Here is a 15,628-nt window from a genome sequence, read left to right as displayed (position 1 = left end):
CCCACCATCATACTCATTGCAGGAGCGGGGTCCGCAAGTCGAGGGTCAGCGGAAACTCATTTGTGCGTTCCTCGGGCGGCGGCTGGACCGGCCCCGGCGTATGGCCGTGGTCCTGGAAACGCGCCAGCCGCCGCGCCTCGGCCTCGTAGGTGTTGACCGGCTTGGTGTCGTAGCTGCGGCCGCCGGGATGGGCGACGTGGTAGACGCAGCCGCCGATCGAGCGGCCGTTCCAGGTATCAATGAGATCAAAGGTCAGGGGCGCATGCACCGGAATGGTCGGGTGCAGGCCGGAGGCCGGCTGCCAGGCCTTGAAGCGGACCCCGGCCACGGCCTCGGCGGAGCGGCCGGTCGAGGTCATCGGCAGGCGGCGGCCGTTGCAGGTGACGATGTGGCGGCCCTCGACAAAACCCTCCGCCTTGACCTGAAGCCGCTCGACCGATGAATCGACATAGCGCACGGTGCCGCCGGCCGAGCCCTCCTCGCCCAGCACGTGCCAGGGCTCCAGCGCCTGACGCAGCTCCAGCGTCACGCCGCCATGATGGACGCGGCCGAACGCGGGGAAGCGGAATTCGAGCTGGGCCAGATACCATTCCGGCTCGAACGGATAGCCGAACTGCTTCAGCTCGGTGAGAACGTCGAGAAAATCCTCCCAGATGAAATGCGGCAGCATGAAGCGGTCATGCAGCGCCGTGCCCCAGCGCACGAACTTGCCGGCCTGCGGCTCGCGCCACATCTTCGCGATCAGCGCGCGGATCAAGAGCTGCTGTGCCAGCGACATGCGCGGATCGGGCGGCATCTCGAGCGCGCGGAATTCGACGAGGCCGAGCCGGCCGGTCGAGCCCTCCGGCGAATAGAGCTTGTCGATGCAGATCTCGGCGCGATGGGTGTTGCCGGTGATGTCGACGAGCAGATGCCGGAACAGCCGGTCGACCAGCCATAGCGGCGTCTGGGTGCCCGGTGGCGGCACGTGCGCGAGCGCGATCTCGAGTTCGTAGATGCTGTCGTGGCGGGCTTCGTCGATGCGCGGCGCCTGGCTGGTCGGGCCGATGAACAGGCCGGAGAAGAAATAGGACAGCGACGGATGCCGCTGCCAGTGCAAGACCAGACTCTTGAGCAGATCAGGCCGGCGCAGGAACGGCGAGTCCTGCGGCGAGGAGCCGCCGACCACGACGTGGTTGCCCCCGCCGGTGCCGGTGTGGCGGCCGTCCACCAGGAAGCGGTTGGCACCGAGGCGAATCTTGGCGGCATCCTCATAGAGCCCGACGGTGATGTCGACCGCCTCACGCCAATTCCTTGCCGGCTGGACGTTGACCTCGATCACGCCGGGATCGGGCGTCACCTTGATGACCTCGACCCGCGGATCGAAGGGCGGCGGATAGCCCTCGACATGGACCTGGAGCTGCATCTCTTCCGCCGTGGCTTCGAGCGCCGCGATCAGCTCGAGATAGTCTTCGATCCGCTCGACCGGCGGCATGAAGGCGCAGAGCACGCCGTCGCGGACTTCGATCGACAGCGCAGTACGCACCGGAACAGACGTGTTGAGATGCTCGGGCTCGACCCGCGGCGGCGATTCCGGGCGCGCCGGAAGGCTGAACACCGGCAGCTTGCCGCGCGCCTCCATCGGATCCCGCTCGATAATGTAGGGATATTGATTGGGCGGGACGTAGCCGAGCGAGCCGAGCGGCAAGCGCAGGCCGAGAGGCGAATCGCCGGGCATCAGGAACAGATGATTGCGCCGGAGAGCCCAACGCTCGCTGCGCCAGCGCGGCGGCGCGTTCCAGCGCTGCACCGGCAGCACGAAGCCGCGCGGCGTGTTGAGGCCCTGCTCGAACACGCGCGCCATCCGCGCGCGCGCTTCCGGATCGGACAATTTGGAGTCGGACGGATCGACGTTGACGGGCAACTCGGCTTCCTTCTGGAGCCAGTAGGCAGTGTCCTCGTAAGCCGGGATGATGTAGCCGGGATCGAGCCCGAGCCGTGCCACCGTACCCTCCATGAAGGCCTCAGCATCCTTCGTCTCGGCGCGCCGCGGATTCCCGATCCTGGCGATCAGGTCGGCATTCTTCCAGATCGGCACCCCGTCCTTGCGCCAGTACAGGCCAAACGCCCAGCGCGGCAGGCTCTCGCCCGGATACCATTTGCCCTGGCCGTAATGCAGAAGGCCGCCGGACGCGAAGCGCGTGCGCAGGCGGCGGATCAGATCGTCGCCCAGCGCGCGCTTGGTCGGGCCGACGGCCTCCGTGTTCCACTCCGCAGCTTCGAGATCGTCGACCGAGACGAAGGTGGGCTCGCCCCCCATGGTGAGCCGCACGTCCTGCGCGGCGAGATCGCCGTCGACCTGCTCGCCGAGATCGTTGAGCCGCGCCCAGGATTCGTCGGAGAAAGGCTTGGTGATGCGCGGCGCCTCGCGGATGCGGCGCACGCTCATGTCGAAGGCGAACTCGACCTCGGCAAAGCCGGCGCTGCCGGAAATCGGCGCAGCCGAGCGGTAATGCGGCGTGGCGGCGACCGGGATGTGGCCCTCGCCCGCGAGCATGCCGGAGGTCGCGTCGAAACCGATCCAGCCGGCGCCGGGCAGATAGACCTCGGCCCAGGCGTGCAGGTCGGTGAAGTCGTTCTCCACTTCCGGCGGTCCCTCGATCGGATCAATGTCGGGGCGGATCTGGATGAGGTAGCCGGAGACGAACCGCGCCGCGAGCCCCAGATGCCGGAAGGTCTGGATCAGGAGCCAGGCGGAGTCGCGGCAGGATCCGGCGCCCGAGGCGAGCGTCTCCTCCGGCGTCTGCACGCCCGGCTCCATGCGGATGATGTAGCGGACCTTCTTCTGAAGTTCGCGATTGAGCTCAACCAGGAAGTTGACGGTGTTCGGAGCGTCCTGCGGGATCGAATCGAGATATTTCGCAAACAGGCGATCGGGCTTGATGGTCTCCAGATAAGGCGCCAGTTCGGTCTTCAGGTCGTTCGGATAGTCGAACGGAAAGCTGTCGGCATAGGGCTCGACGAAGAAGTCGAACGGGTTGACCACGGTCATCTGCGCCGTGAAGTCGACCTCGATCTTCAATTCGGTCGTCTTCTCCGGGAAGACGTAGCGGGCGAGCCAGTTGCCTTGCGGATCCTGCTGCCAGTTCACGAAATGGTTTGATGGCGTGACCTTGAGCGAATAGCTCATGATCGGCGTGCGCGTATGCGGCGCCGGCCGCAGGCGGATGGTCTGCGGGCCGACGTCGATCGGGCGATCGTATTTGTAGTGCGTGACGTGGTGTAATGCGACGTAGATCGACACGGGGTGCGATGCTCCAGCAGCTTTTTTGAGCAGAACACCTGATGTCAGCGCGATCAAGCACTAACAACGGGCAGAGCGTGCCTAGGAAGTATCCCGTCAGCCCGGCGGGCGAACTACGATGTCGGAGTTTGGCGCTCTGAACCTTCCGGCGTCATGGCCGGGCTTGTCCCGGCCATCCACGCCCTTCGCTGCAGTATCAAAGAACGTGGATGCCCGGGACAAGCCCGGGCATGACGACCTCTTGTGGGGCCACGCAATTACCCTCTTCACGCGGCCCTACGCCGCCGACGTCAGCCGCTGCAAGAACTGCGTCACCTCGCGCCGGAGCGTCTCGACTTCGCCGTGGACGCGTTCGGAGGCGCTGTTGACGCGGCTGGCGACGCGCCCCGTATCGGCGGCGGCTTCGCTGATGCCTGACACGTTGGAGGACACTTGCGAGGTGCCGACTGATGCTTCCTGGACGTTGCGGGCGATCTCGCGGGTCGCGGTGCCTTGCTGCTCGATCGAGGCAGCGATGCTTGCGGTGATACCGTCGATCTCTGCGATGGTCTGCGCAATCGCCTCGACGGCTGCGACCGAGTTGGTGGTCGATTGCTGCATCTCGCCGACCTTGGCGCTGATCTCCTCGGTGGCCTTGGCGGTCTGGTTGGCGAGGCTCTTGACCTCGGAGGCCACGACGGCGAAGCCGCGGCCGGCCTCGCCTGCCCGCGCCGCCTCGATCGTGGCGTTGAGGGCCAAAAGGTTGGTCTGCTCGGCAATTTCGCTGATCAGCTTGACGACGTCGCCGATCCGCAGCGCGGCATCCGCGAGGCTGCGAATCTCGCTGCCGGCACGATTGGCTTCGTCGACGGCGCGCCCGGTGCTCGTGGTCGAGCCGGCCACCTGGCGGCTGATCTCGGCGATCGAGGATGCGAGCTGTTCCGCGGCGCTCGCCACTGTCGCAACGTTGTTCGACGCCTGATCGGACGCACTGCGCATGCCGGAGGTCTGGCGGTTCGTCGTCTCCGCCGCTGCCGCCATCTGGCCGGCATCGGATTCGAGGTCGGTTGCGGCGCTCATCAGGCTGCCCGCGACTTCGTCGAGATGCGTGCCGAACTGCTTTGCGAGGCCGGCGATCTCGACCACGCGGCGACCGAGGCTGTCGGTGCCGGCATTGATGACGGTGGCCGAGCGGCGGAACGAGCCGGGCAATCCGCGCGCGAGGATCTTGCGGAAATACTTGCCGCGGCTGGCATAGTCCATCGATGCCGAAGCCTCGCGGACGAAGGCGTCGGCGATGTCGAGCATGTCGTTGACCGACTTCTGGATGGCGCCGATCCGGCCGGCCTGGCGCTCGCTCAGGATCCGCGCCTCGAGATCGCCGCGCGCCGCCTTGCGGCAGACATCGGCGACCTCATCGACGGCCACCGCCGTGCGATGCTGACACCAGAGCGCGTAGCCGAGCAGCAGGATCGCCGCGCCGAGCGGCGCTGCACTGATGATTCCGGTCCAGCCGAGCAGCGAGAGGACGAACGCGATGCTGGCGAGAAGGCACGCGACTGCGGTCGCTCCCTGCGCCTTAGAGAGAGAGCACAAATTCATCGTAACCGACACCGTTTTGCTTGAGCAGACCGACCATCATTTCGAAGCTCGCACGCATGCCGTCCTTGGCATTGGCGTGGCGCGCCTCTTCCGCGCAGAGCGCCTTGTAGATCGGTTTGATTTTCTCGACCGGCGCCGGATCGGGCCTGCGTCGATTGGAATGATAGCCGATGATGTTGCCGTGATCGTCGAGCGTCGGGGTGACATGGGCGAACACCCAATAGTGGGTGCCATCTCCCGCGAGATTGACGACGTAGGCGAAGATTTCCTGCTTGGCCTGGAGCGTATCCCACAGCAGCTTGAAGACGCAGCGCGGCATGTCGGGATGGCGGATCAGGCTGTGGGGCGCGCCCATCAGCTGCTTCCAGGGGTATTTCGCCATGCGGAGAAAGACGTCATTGGCGTAGGTGATGCGGCCTTTGAGATCGGTCTTCGATACAATCAGCTCCTCCTCACCGAGGAGATTTTCCACCCCCGTGGGACGTATCGCTTGCATCGGTTCGATCCTTAAAGGCCGGCCCACCACGCTGTGGAGCCGCATCGCCCCCTGTCTACGGCAACAGTGTTAATCAGGTGTAAGCCGCGGATCCCCAGCGAAGAAACCTCGCCTCCGTATCATTACGTAGCGAACGATCGGTGCAATTCGCGCAACCACACGCGCTACCCATCGGCCGCGCGTATCCCCCAATGACACGCAATTGCATGTGTGCTGCGCGAAGCGCCGCTACATCGTCGCGCCGAGCACCCAGGGCGCGAACTCGGCACCGCCGAAATCAAAGCTCTCGCTCTTGGTCGGCTGTCCCGAGGCCGTCTTGAGGATGAGATCGAAGATGCGCTGGCCGCATTGCTCGACGCTCTCCTCGCCTTCGAGGATGGTGCCGCAATTGACGTCCATGTCCTCTTCCATGCGCTTGTACATGGGCGTGTTGGTGGCGAGCTTGATCGAGGGCGCCGGCTTGCAGCCGAACACGCTGCCGCGGCCCGTGGTGAAGCAGACGAGATTGGCACCGCCGGCGACCTGCCCGGTTGCCGCGACAGGGTCGTAGCCGGGCGTGTCCATGAAGACGAAACCCTTCTTGGTGATGGGCTCGGCGTAACGCAGCACCTCGACGAGGTTGGTGGTGCCGGCCTTCGCCATCGCACCGAGCGATTTTTCAAGAATGGTGGTGAGGCCGCCGGCCTTGTTGCCGGGGCTCGGATTGGCGTTCATCTCGGCGCCTTCGCGCTCCGTGTATTCGTCCCACCAGCGCATCAGGTCGACCAGCTTCTCGCCGACCTCGCGGCTGACGGCGCGTCGCGTCAAGAGATGCTCGGCGCCGTAGGTCTCCGGCGTCTCCGACAGGATCACGGTGCCGCCGTGGCGCACGATGAGGTCGCTCGCAGCTCCGAGCGCGGGATTGGCCGATACGCCAGAATAGCCGTCCGAGCCGCCGCATTGCAGGGCCACGGTGAGTTCGCTCGCCGGCACCGTCTCGCGCTTAACCTTGTTGGCGTCAGCCAGCGCTTCGCGCACGAAGGCGATGCCTGCCTCCACGGTCTTGCGGGTACCGCCGACCTCCTGGATGTCCATCGCGCGCAGGCGTCCTGCGAGCTTCTGCTCCTCCATCAGACCACCGATCTGGTTCACCTCGCAGCCGAGGCCGAGCACGATGACGTGGGAGAAATTGACGTGGCGCGCATAGCCGCCGAGCGTGCGGCGGAGCAGCGCCAAGGGCTCGTTCTGCGTCATACCGCAGCCGGTCTTGTGAGTCAGCGCGACCACGCCGTCGACATTGGGGAAATCGGCCAGCGGATTGTCGCCGGTGAAGGGATTCTTCTTGAAGACGTCGGCGACGAGGCTTGCGACATGCGCGCTGCAATTCACCGAGGTGAGGATGCCGATATAGTTGCGCGTGGCGACGCGGCCGTCCGGGCGGCGGATGCCTTCGAAGGTCGCCGGCAGGTCGAAATTCGGCGTCGGCTTGACGTCGGCGCAATAGGCATAGTCTTTTGAAAAGTCGCCCATGCCGATGTTCTGCACGTGCACGTGCTGGCCCGGCGCGATCGGAATGGTCGCAAAGCCGATGATCTGGCCGTAGCGGATGACGGGCTCGCCCACCGCGATCGGCTTGATCGCGACCTTGTGCCCGGAGGGGATGCGCTCGACCGTGGTCACGCCGTCGGCGACGACGGTGCCGGGCGGCAGGCTGGCACGCGCGATCACCACGCCATCATCGGGATGCAGGCGGATGACGGGGCTGATGGTCATGGATATCTCCTGTATCGAAATGATCGTGCCCCGGACGCAGCGCAGCGTGAAACGATGCGCTGCTGATCCGGGGTCTGGTTGTTGCGTCATGCGCTTCGTTAGCGACTGGGTCCCGGCTCTGCGCTGCAGCGCTTTGCGCTGCAACGCGTCCGGGACACGAGATCAGGCCTTCCCGCCCGAATCCTTGCGGGTCGCGTTGACCTGCATCTTGGCGTAGGTCGTCATCAGGCCGACCTCGTTCGACAGCGTCACCAGCTTGAAGCCCATGTTGATGGCGCGCGCTGCGCCTTCGGCGCCGCTGCAATGGATGCCCGGGTTGAGGCCGCGCTTGCCGCATTCCTTGATGATCTTCTCGTAGATCGCGAGGATCTCGGGCTCGCTGCGGTCGAGCTTGGGCTCGAGGCCGTAGGAGAAGCCGAGATCGGAGGGTCCGATATAGACGCCGTCGATGCCTTCGACGTCGAGGATCGCTTCCATGTTCTCGACCGCGGTCTTGGTCTCCATCATCGGCAGCAGGATGGTGTCGGCATTCGCGGTCTTCTGATACGAGCCGGCGGTGCCGTACATGCCGGCGCGGATCGGGCCGTTGGAGCGCACGCCCTGCGGCGGATATTTGGAATAGGAGACGAGGTTCCTGGCTTCCTGCGGCGTATTGACCATCGGGCAGATCACGCCATAGGCGCCGCCATCGAGCACCTTGCCAATGATGCCGGGCTCGTTCCAGGGCACGCGGACCATCGGCGTGACCGGATGCTTGTCCATGGCCTGGAAGCACTGCACCATCGAGAGATAGTCCTGCACGCCATGCTGCATGTCGACGGTGACGCTGTCGAAGCCGCATTGCGCGATCGTCTCGGCCGAGAAGCCGGAGGGTATAGCGAGCCACGCGTTGACCACGGCCTTGCCCGACTTCCAGATTTCCTTGACCTTGTTCGCCACGTTGCCTTCCTTCTTTGTTGTTTGGACCGTGTTATTTGGACCTTCGTCACCATGACGAGCGCCGCGACAGCACGACCCGCTGTTAGCGCGAACCGGAGCGCCGCGCTACGCTCGCAATGACGCAACGCCTATGCGCTCGCGCGCTGGATACTGACTTCGCTGACGCCGACCCCGCTAGCGGCGCTCACTATTGCCGCCCGGGTGTCGCCCGGCAAGGGGACGCCGTTTCGAGGCCGCTCTGTCACGATTTTCCGCCCCGGATCGCCCGGAATCGGCCGACCCCGATCCCACCGCCAGCGTCGTCCACCTTCGAATCGACGTCAAACCGTCGCCCGACGCCCCCGGTTCCGGCCGTCATGCCGCTCACTCCTCGGCATTGGCCTCCTCGCTTGCGCCAAGCTCTGCAAGACTCTGTTCGAGCGCGCCGAGCATCTCCTGCAATGCGGCGAGCTTGCGTGCACCGAAGCGTCGCGTGATCTCGGCATAGATCGCCTCCGATGTCGGCGCCACCGAGGCCATCAGCTTCACGCCCTCTTTCGAGATCGAGACCATGCTGCGACGCTGGTCCGTCTTGGCGGTCTTGCGCTCGATCAGATTGCGCGCCTCGAGATCGCGCAGGATGCGCGACAGGCTCGGTCCGAGCAGGAACGCCGTGCGCGCGAGTTCCGTGACCTCGACGGCTTCAATGGCCGCCAGTGCACGCAGGATGCGCCATTGCTGCTCGGTCAAGCCGTGCTCGCGCAGCGAGGGACGAAACTGCCGCATCACCGCTTCGCGGGCCCGCAGCAGCGACATCGGCAGCGAGCGCGAGAAATCGCGCATCGGCACCTGTCTTGCGGTAGGTCCTGCGGCAGGCGCGCTTCCGTTGGCCGGATCAGTCGGTCTCTTCACCATGATGCCCTTTCAAACCGCAAAACGTTTGCAGTGCAGCAAGCCGGAATTGTGTTTGACGCATTCACTTAACATGTTAAGTATCTCCCGGCACCCCAATTTGTAAGATCACAAATGGCGCTTTCCAACGACGATATCCAAGCTTGCGCGAGGCGTCTGCACGAGGCGGAGAAGACCCGCGTGCAGATCCGGCAGCTGTCGCAGGATTTCCCCGGCATCACGATCAACGACGCCTACGCGATTCAGAAGGCCTGGGTCGACGTCAAGATCGCCGAGGGACGCATCGTCAAGGGCCACAAGATCGGCCTGACCTCGAAGGCGATGCAGAGCGCGCTCAATATCGACGAGCCCGATTCCGGCGTGCTGCTCGACGACATGTTCTTCGCCGATGGCGGGATCATTCCGACCGAGCGCTTCATCGCGACACGCGTCGAGGCCGAGCTCGCCTTCGTCATGAGCAAGCGGCTCGCGGGGCCGGGCTGCACGCTATTCGACGTGCTCAACGCCACCGATTTCGTAGTGCCGGCACTTGAAATTCTGGACACCCGCATCGAGCGCGTCGATCCCAAGACCAAGGCGACGCGAAAGATCTTCGACACCATCGCCGACAATGCGGCGAATGCCGGCATCGTGCTCGGCGGGCGGCCGATCCGCCCGCTCGACGCAGACCTGCGCTGGATCGGCACGCTCTGCTTTCGAAACGGCCAGCTCGAAGAGACCGGCCTTGCCGCTGGCGTGCTCAATCATCCGGCGACCGCCGTCGCCTGGCTCGCCAACAAGATCGCGCCGCTCGGCCTTGCACTGGAGCCTGGACAGGTCGTGCTGGCCGGCTCCTTCATCCGCCCGATCGAGACCCGCAAGGGCGACACAATTCAAGCCGATTATGGCGCCTACGGCTCGGTCAGCTGCTACTTCGCTTAGACGCATAAAAATACAGGGAGTGAAATCGCGGTGCCGCATTTCACGATTGAATATTCGGCCAATCTCGATGGCCGCCTCGATATCGCAGCGGTGTGCGAGATCGTGCGCAAGGCGGCGGTCGAGACCGGCATCTTCCCGCTCGGCGGCATCCGCGTCCGCGCCATCAGGTGCGAGCACTATGCGATCGCTGATAACAGGCAAGACTATGGCTTTCTCGACATGGTCCTGCGCATCGGCGAAGGCCGCGACCTTCCCACGCGCAAGACAGCCGGCGAGCATGTCTTCCAGGCGCTCTCTCGCCATCTCGATCCCGTCTTCGCTGCCAGCAAGTTCGCTTTGTCGTTCGACATGCAGATCAACGACAAGGACACCAGCTGGAAGCGCAACAACATCCACGACGCCCTGAAAGCGGAAGCCGCCCATGGATAAGCCCAGCCCGAAAGCCGATGTGTTCCAGGCCAACCGCGACCGCGTCGCGCCGCTGCTGAAGAAGCTGCGCACTGAGGGCATCGGTCACATGATCGACGGCAAGACCGTGGCCTCGATATCAGGCGAGACGTTCGAGACGAAGTCACCGGTCGACGGCACGACGCTCGCGAGCGTCGCGCGGGGCACTGCCGAGGACATCGACCGCGCCGCAACGGCCGCGGCGCTCGCCTTCAAGTCCTGGCGCGACATGGGCCCGGCGATGCGGAAGAAGCTGCTGCATCGCGTGGCCGACGCGATCGAGGACAATGCCGACGACATCGCGGTGCTCGAATGCATCGACACCGGCCAGGCCTATCGCTTCATGGCCAAGGCCGCGATCCGCGCCGCCGAGAATTTCCGCTTCTTCGCCGACAAATGCGCGGAGGCGCGCGACGGCCTGAGCACGCCGAGCGACGAGCACTGGAATATCTCGACGCGCGTGCCGATCGGCCCGGTCGGCGTGATCACGCCGTGGAATACGCCGTTCATGCTCTCGACCTGGAAGATCGCCCCTGCCCTCGCTGCCGGCTGCACGGTCGTGCACAAGCCGGCCGAATGGTCGCCCGTCACGGCCAGCATCTTGTCGAAGCTCGTCAAGGAGGCCGGCGTTCCCGACGGCGTGCTCAACACCGTCCACGGTTTTGGTGAAGAGGCCGGCAAGGCGCTGACCGAGCATCCCGCGATCAAGGCGATCGGCTTCGTCGGCGAAAGCGCGACGGGCTCGGCGATCATGATCCAGGGCGCCCCGACGCTGAAGCGCGTGCATTTCGAGCTCGGCGGCAAGAACCCCGTGATCGTGTTCGACGACGCCGATCTCGACCGCGCGCTCGATGCCGTCGTGTTCATGATCTACTCGCTCAACGGCGAACGCTGCACGTCATCGAGCCGTCTCCTGGTTCAGGCCGGCATTGCGCACAAGTTCACGGAGAAGCTCACCGCGCGCGTGAAGGCGCTGAAGGTCGGCCATCCGCTCGATCCCTTAACCGAGATCGGACCGCTGATCCACGAACGGCATCTTGCAAAAGTCTGCTCCTATTTCGACGTCGCGCGCCAGGATGGCGCTGTGATCGCCGTCGGCGGCAAGGCCCATGACGGCCCGGGCGGCGGACATTATGTCGAGCCCACCCTGGTCACCGGCGCGCACGGCAAGATGCGGGTGGCGCAGGAGGAGGTGTTCGGCCCGTTCCTCACCGTGCTGCCCTTCAAGGATGAAGCAGAAGCCATCGCGATCGCCAACGACATCCGCTATGGCCTGACCGGCTATGTCTGGACCAACGACGTCGGCCGCGCACTGCGCGTCGCCGACGCGCTGGAGGCCGGCATGATCTGGCTGAATTCGGAAAATGTCCGCCATTTGCCGACGCCGTTCGGCGGCATGAAGGCCTCCGGCATCGGCCGTGACGGCGGCGACTACTCGTTCGATTTCTACATGGAAACCAAGCACGTCTCGCTGGCGCGGGGCACGCACAAGATTCAGAAACTGGGAATTTGAGTCATTCCGGGGCGTGCGAAGCACGAGCCCGGAATCCATAACCACAAGCCGGGGTTATGGATCCCGGGCCTGGCCCTACGGGCCATCCCGGGATGACAAGCCGAAAGAGGGGAAACGCAAATGCCCGTACCGCAACACATCTTCGAGCCGCCGTTCAACATCATCCGCTCCAGCCACGTCGTGCTCGACGTGACCGATTTGAAGCTGAGCCGCGAGTTCTACGAGACCATTGTCGGTCTGAATGTCGAGGACGCCGACGACAAGGTCGTGTACCTGCGCGCCGCCGAGGAGCATCAGCATCACTCGCTGGTGCTGCGCAAGGCGGCCGTGCCCGCCTGCGCGCGGCTCGGCTTCAAGGTCGGCAACGACGGAGATCTCGACAAGGCCGCCGCGTTCCTGTCCGAGAACGGCCTTGCCTACGCCTTCGTCGACCAGCCGTTCCAGGGCCGGACCCTGCAGTTCACCGATCCCTTCGGCTTCCAGATCGAGCTCTATGCCTCGATGGACCGGCGGCCGCATCTGCTGCGCCGCTACGACCTCTACCGGGGCTGCCATCCGCAGCGGCTTGATCATTTCAACGTCTTCGCCGCCGAGGTGCAGGACACCGTGGAGTTCTACGCCCGGCTCGGCTTTCGCCTCACCGAATACGCCGAGGAGGATGGACCGAACGGGCGCATCGCCGCGGCCTGGATGCATCGCAAGGGCAATGTCCACGACTTCGCGATCACCAACGGCAAAGGTCCTCGCCTGCACCATTTCGCCTACTGGACGCCGACGGCGATGAACATCATCCATCTCTGCGACGTCATGGCGTCCCAAGGCTTTGTCAAGAACATCGAGCGCGGCCCCGGGCGCCACGGCATCTCGAACGCATTCTTCCTCTATGTCCGCGATCCCGACGGACACCGGCTCGAACTCTACACCAGCGACTATTTCACGGGGGATCACGACCACGAGCCGCTGCGCTGGTCGCTGCGCGATCCCCGCCGCCAGACGCTGTGGGGCGCCCCCGCGCCGCGCTCCTGGTTCGAGCAGGGCTCGCCGTTTAGCGGGCAGGCCGTGCGTGAGCCGAAGTTTGTCGCGGACGTGCTGGTGGCGGACTGATGCCCATGACCAGCCGAGCTTCTCTTCCTGTCGTCCCTGCGAACGCAGGGACCCATAACCACAGGGAGGAGTTTTGCGAAATTTGGTCGTTCGGGATCGTCACCGTGCGCTATCGATGGATCACGCGGTTTGGGTCCCTGCGTTCGCAGGGACGACAAGAGAGATAGACTGCCTATGAAACTCCCTCGCCTCGCTACCTATTCCGTCAAGGGCGATGCCCGTTATGGGGCCGTCCTCGAGGGCGGCATCGTCGACCTCTCCACACGTTACGCAAAACACTATCCGACGCTGCGCGAGGTGATCGCGGCCGGAAAGCTCGCGAGCCTCGCCGAGGAAGCCGCCAGCCGCGCGCCGGACCACGCGCTCGATGACATCACCTGGCTGCCGCCCGTGCCCGCGCCGGAAAAGATCATCTGCATCGGCGTCAACTATCCCGACCGCAACGCCGAATACAGGGATGGCCAGGACGCACCGAAATATCCGAGCATGTTCATGCGCTCGCCCCGCTCCTTCGTCGGCCACGAGACGCCGCTGGTGCGCCCGCGTGCGTCCGCGCAGCTCGATTATGAGGGCGAGATCGTGCTGGTGATCGGCAAGCAAGGGCGGCATATTCCGGAAAGCGCTGCGCTCGATCACATCGCCGCGCTGACGCTCTGCAACGAAGGCTCGGTGCGCGATTGGCTTCGGCATGCCAAGTTCAACGTGACACAGGGCAAGAACTTTGATTCCAGCGGCAGCCTCGGCCCATGGCTCGTGCCCTACCTGCAGGAATCGCAGATCGCCGATGTCAGGCTCACCACGCATGTCAACGGCGAGCTCAGGCAGGACGATCGCACCAGCCGGCTGATGTTCTCCTTCCGCTACCTCATCAACTATATCTCCACCTTCGCAACGCTCGTTCCCGGCGATATCATCGTCACGGGCACGCCGACCGGCGCCGGTGCCCGATTCGATCCGCCGCGTTACCTGAAGCCGGGCGATGTCATCGAGGTCGCGGCCGAAGGCATCGGCAGCTTGCGAAATGGCGTCGTCGACGAGGCCTAACAGGATTGGAATGATGCAATGACCACCCTCACCGGCGGCGAAGCGATCGTAAGCGGCCTGGTCGCCCATGGCGTCGACACCGTGTTCGGTCTACCCGGTGCGCAGGTCTACGGCCTGTTCGACGCCTTCCATCAGGCCCAGCTCAAGGTGATCGGCGCGCGGCACGAACAGGCCTGCGGCTACATGGCGTTCGGCTACGCGCGCTCCAGCGGCAGGCCCGGCGTGTTCAGCGTGGTGCCCGGCCCAGGCGTGCTCAATGCCAGCGCGGCGCTGCTCACCGCGTTCGGCTGCAACGAGCCGGTGCTGTGCGTCACCGGCCAGGTGCCGACGCAATTTCTGGGCAAGGGCCGCGGCCATCTGCACGAGATGCCGGACCAGCTTGCGACCTTGCGCACCTATGTGAAATGGGCCGACCGGATCGAATATCCCGGCAATGCGCCGACGGTCGTCGCGCGCGCCTTCCAGGAGATGATGTCGGGACGGCGTGGCCCGGCCTCGGTCGAGATGCCCTGGGACGTCTTCACCCAGCGCGCGGACACCGCCGCGGCGCAGGTGCTGGAGCCGCTGCCCGCCCCGCAGCCTGATCCCGATCTCGTGAAGCAGGCGGCCACGCAGATCAAGGCCAGCAAGGCGCCGATGATCTTCGTCGGCAGCGGCGCGATCGAGGCCGGCGAGGAGATCCTCGAGCTCGCTGAGATGATCGATGCCCCCGTCGTCGCCTTCCGCAGCGGCCGCGGCATCGTCTCCAACGCGCATGAGCTCGGCCTCACCATGGCCGCAGCCTACAAGCTGTGGCCGACAACCGACCTGATGATCGCAATCGGCACGCGCGCCGAGCTGCCGGCATCCGGCTTCCGCTGGCCCTATCAACCGAGCGGACTGAAATCCATTCGGATCGACATCGATTCGGTCGAGATGCGCCGGCTCGCCGCCGATGTCGCGATTGTCGCCGACGCCAGCGACGGGACCGCCGATCTCACTGCAGCCGTGAAGAGGGCCGGCTATGCGAGGAGCCATGGCCGGCGCGGAGAGATCCGCGAGGCCACCGCGGCCGCGCAAGCGGAGATCCAGCGCATCCAGCCACAGATGGCGTATCTGAACATCCTGCGCGAGGTGCTGCCGGCGAACGCGATCGTCACAGATGAATTGTCGCAGTTCGGCTTCGCGTCCTGGTACGGCTTTCCGGTCTATGAGCCCCGCACCTTCATCACCTCGGGCTACCAGGGCACGCTCGGCTCGGGCTTTCCAACTGCGCTGGGGGCCAAGGTCGCCAATCCCGACAAGCCGGTGGTGGCCATCACCGGCGATGGCGGCTTCATGTTCGGCGTGCAGGAGCTTGCCACCGCCGTGCAATTCAACATCGGCGTGGTGACGCTGGTGTTCAACAACAACGCCTACGGCAATGTCCGCCGCGACCAGCGCGAACGTTTCGACGGCCGCGTGGTGGCATCCGATCTGGTCAACCCGGATTTCGTCAAGCTCGCGGAGTCCTTTGGCGTTGCCGCTGCGCGCGTCACAGCGCCCGATCAGTTCAAGGCGGCGATGGAAAAGGCGCTCAGCCATGGCGGGCCGTATCTGATCTCGGTCGAGGTGGCCAGGGATTCGGAAGTGAGCCCCTGGGCGTTCATCCACCCGCCGAAGCCGTAATTGCTGTCGT

Annotated in this window: 12 protein-coding genes; 6 read left to right on the top strand and 6 right to left on the bottom strand. The window is 65.0% G+C overall.

Annotation, left to right across the window (positions count from 1 at the left end; translation table 11 throughout):
* Nucleotides 1-13: 13 nt before the first annotated feature.
* From XI04_RS37575 to hpaR, 6 genes are all read right to left on the bottom strand, one after another.
* The gene (locus XI04_RS37575; RefSeq protein ID WP_038971567.1) at nucleotides 14-3,283 is read right to left on the bottom strand and encodes a transglutaminase family protein; all 3,270 of its coding nucleotides are present in this window, start codon (nucleotides 3,281-3,283) and stop codon (nucleotides 14-16) included.
* A 276-nt stretch (nucleotides 3,284-3,559) separates the two neighbouring features.
* A complete protein-coding gene (locus tag XI04_RS37570; protein ID WP_271609363.1) occupies nucleotides 3,560-4,864 on the bottom strand; it encodes a methyl-accepting chemotaxis protein in 1,305 nt (434 codons plus the stop codon).
* Nucleotides 4,842-5,405: a PAS domain-containing protein gene (locus XI04_RS37565; RefSeq protein ID WP_240536380.1), complete on the bottom strand. Its 564-nt coding sequence runs from the start codon at nucleotides 5,403-5,405 to the stop codon at nucleotides 4,842-4,844. The genes XI04_RS37570 and XI04_RS37565 overlap by 23 nt, the downstream gene beginning before the upstream one ends.
* Nucleotides 5,406-5,588: 183 nt before the next feature.
* Complete coding sequence (locus tag XI04_RS37560; protein ID WP_028143240.1) at nucleotides 5,589-7,112, bottom strand: UxaA family hydrolase; 1,524 nt, start codon at nucleotides 7,110-7,112, stop codon at nucleotides 5,589-5,591.
* 162 nt (nucleotides 7,113-7,274) lie between these two features.
* Nucleotides 7,275-8,051 carry an HpcH/HpaI aldolase family protein gene (locus XI04_RS37555; RefSeq protein ID WP_271609362.1) on the bottom strand — a complete coding sequence of 259 codons (777 nt, stop codon included), beginning with the start codon at nucleotides 8,049-8,051 and terminating at the stop codon, nucleotides 7,275-7,277.
* Between the two features lie 363 nt (nucleotides 8,052-8,414).
* Nucleotides 8,415-8,945, bottom strand: coding sequence for a homoprotocatechuate degradation operon regulator HpaR (gene hpaR / locus XI04_RS37550; RefSeq protein ID WP_271609361.1), 531 nt, complete (start codon nucleotides 8,943-8,945; stop codon nucleotides 8,415-8,417).
* Nucleotides 8,946-9,056: 111 nt separating this feature from the next.
* Between hpaR and hpaH the strand changes: the two genes are divergently transcribed.
* The 6 genes from hpaH to XI04_RS37520 all read left to right on the top strand — a co-directional run bounded on the left by hpaH (nucleotide 9,057) and on the right by XI04_RS37520 (nucleotide 15,618).
* Entirely contained in the window at nucleotides 9,057-9,863 is an 807-nt protein-coding gene (hpaH, locus tag XI04_RS37545; RefSeq protein WP_038947769.1) for a 2-oxo-hept-4-ene-1,7-dioate hydratase, read from the top strand.
* A gap of 30 nt (nucleotides 9,864-9,893) precedes the next feature.
* Nucleotides 9,894-10,292, top strand: coding sequence for a 5-carboxymethyl-2-hydroxymuconate Delta-isomerase (locus XI04_RS37540; protein ID WP_038947767.1), 399 nt, complete (start codon nucleotides 9,894-9,896; stop codon nucleotides 10,290-10,292).
* Nucleotides 10,285-11,823, top strand: a complete 1,539-nt coding sequence (gene hpaE, locus XI04_RS37535) for a 5-carboxymethyl-2-hydroxymuconate semialdehyde dehydrogenase (protein WP_038947766.1) — start codon at nucleotides 10,285-10,287, stop codon at nucleotides 11,821-11,823. The genes XI04_RS37540 and hpaE overlap by 8 nt, the downstream gene beginning before the upstream one ends.
* A gap of 120 nt (nucleotides 11,824-11,943) precedes the next feature.
* Complete coding sequence (hpaD, locus tag XI04_RS37530) at nucleotides 11,944-12,927, top strand: 3,4-dihydroxyphenylacetate 2,3-dioxygenase (RefSeq protein ID WP_271609360.1); 984 nt, start codon at nucleotides 11,944-11,946, stop codon at nucleotides 12,925-12,927.
* 174 nt (nucleotides 12,928-13,101) lie between these two features.
* Nucleotides 13,102-13,971 (top strand): fumarylacetoacetate hydrolase family protein, encoded by an 870-nt coding sequence (locus tag XI04_RS37525; RefSeq protein WP_038947764.1) that lies wholly within the window; start codon nucleotides 13,102-13,104, stop codon nucleotides 13,969-13,971.
* Nucleotides 13,972-13,989: 18 nt separating this feature from the next.
* On the top strand, nucleotides 13,990-15,618 hold the full coding sequence (locus tag XI04_RS37520) for a thiamine pyrophosphate-dependent enzyme (protein ID WP_271609359.1): 1,629 nt from the start codon (nucleotides 13,990-13,992) through the stop codon (nucleotides 15,616-15,618).
* The last annotated feature ends 10 nt before the right edge of the window (nucleotides 15,619-15,628 follow it).

Origin of the sequence: Bradyrhizobium sp. CCBAU 11430, assembly GCF_028128855.1 — a bacterium.
Classification (GTDB): domain Bacteria; phylum Pseudomonadota; class Alphaproteobacteria; order Rhizobiales; family Xanthobacteraceae; genus Bradyrhizobium; species Bradyrhizobium ottawaense.
This window is presented reverse-complemented; position numbering and strand designations above follow the sequence as displayed.

Coding starts and splice junctions, on each gene's coding strand:
- XI04_RS37570 (WP_271609363.1), bottom strand. CDS start 4,864: ATGAATTTGTGCTCTCTCTCTAAGGCGCAGGGAGCGACCGCAGTCGCG.
- hpaH (WP_038947769.1), top strand. CDS start 9,057: ATGGCGCTTTCCAACGACGATATCCAAGCTTGCGCGAGGCGTCTGCAC.
- hpaR (WP_271609361.1), bottom strand. CDS start 8,945: ATGGTGAAGAGACCGACTGATCCGGCCAACGGAAGCGCGCCTGCCGCA.
- hpaE (WP_038947766.1), top strand. CDS start 10,285: ATGGATAAGCCCAGCCCGAAAGCCGATGTGTTCCAGGCCAACCGCGAC.
- XI04_RS37525 (WP_038947764.1), top strand. CDS start 13,102: ATGAAACTCCCTCGCCTCGCTACCTATTCCGTCAAGGGCGATGCCCGT.
- hpaD (WP_271609360.1), top strand. CDS start 11,944: ATGCCCGTACCGCAACACATCTTCGAGCCGCCGTTCAACATCATCCGC.
- XI04_RS37565 (WP_240536380.1), bottom strand. CDS start 5,405: ATGCGGCTCCACAGCGTGGTGGGCCGGCCTTTAAGGATCGAACCGATG.
- XI04_RS37520 (WP_271609359.1), top strand. CDS start 13,990: ATGACCACCCTCACCGGCGGCGAAGCGATCGTAAGCGGCCTGGTCGCC.
- XI04_RS37560 (WP_028143240.1), bottom strand. CDS start 7,112: ATGACCATCAGCCCCGTCATCCGCCTGCATCCCGATGATGGCGTGGTG.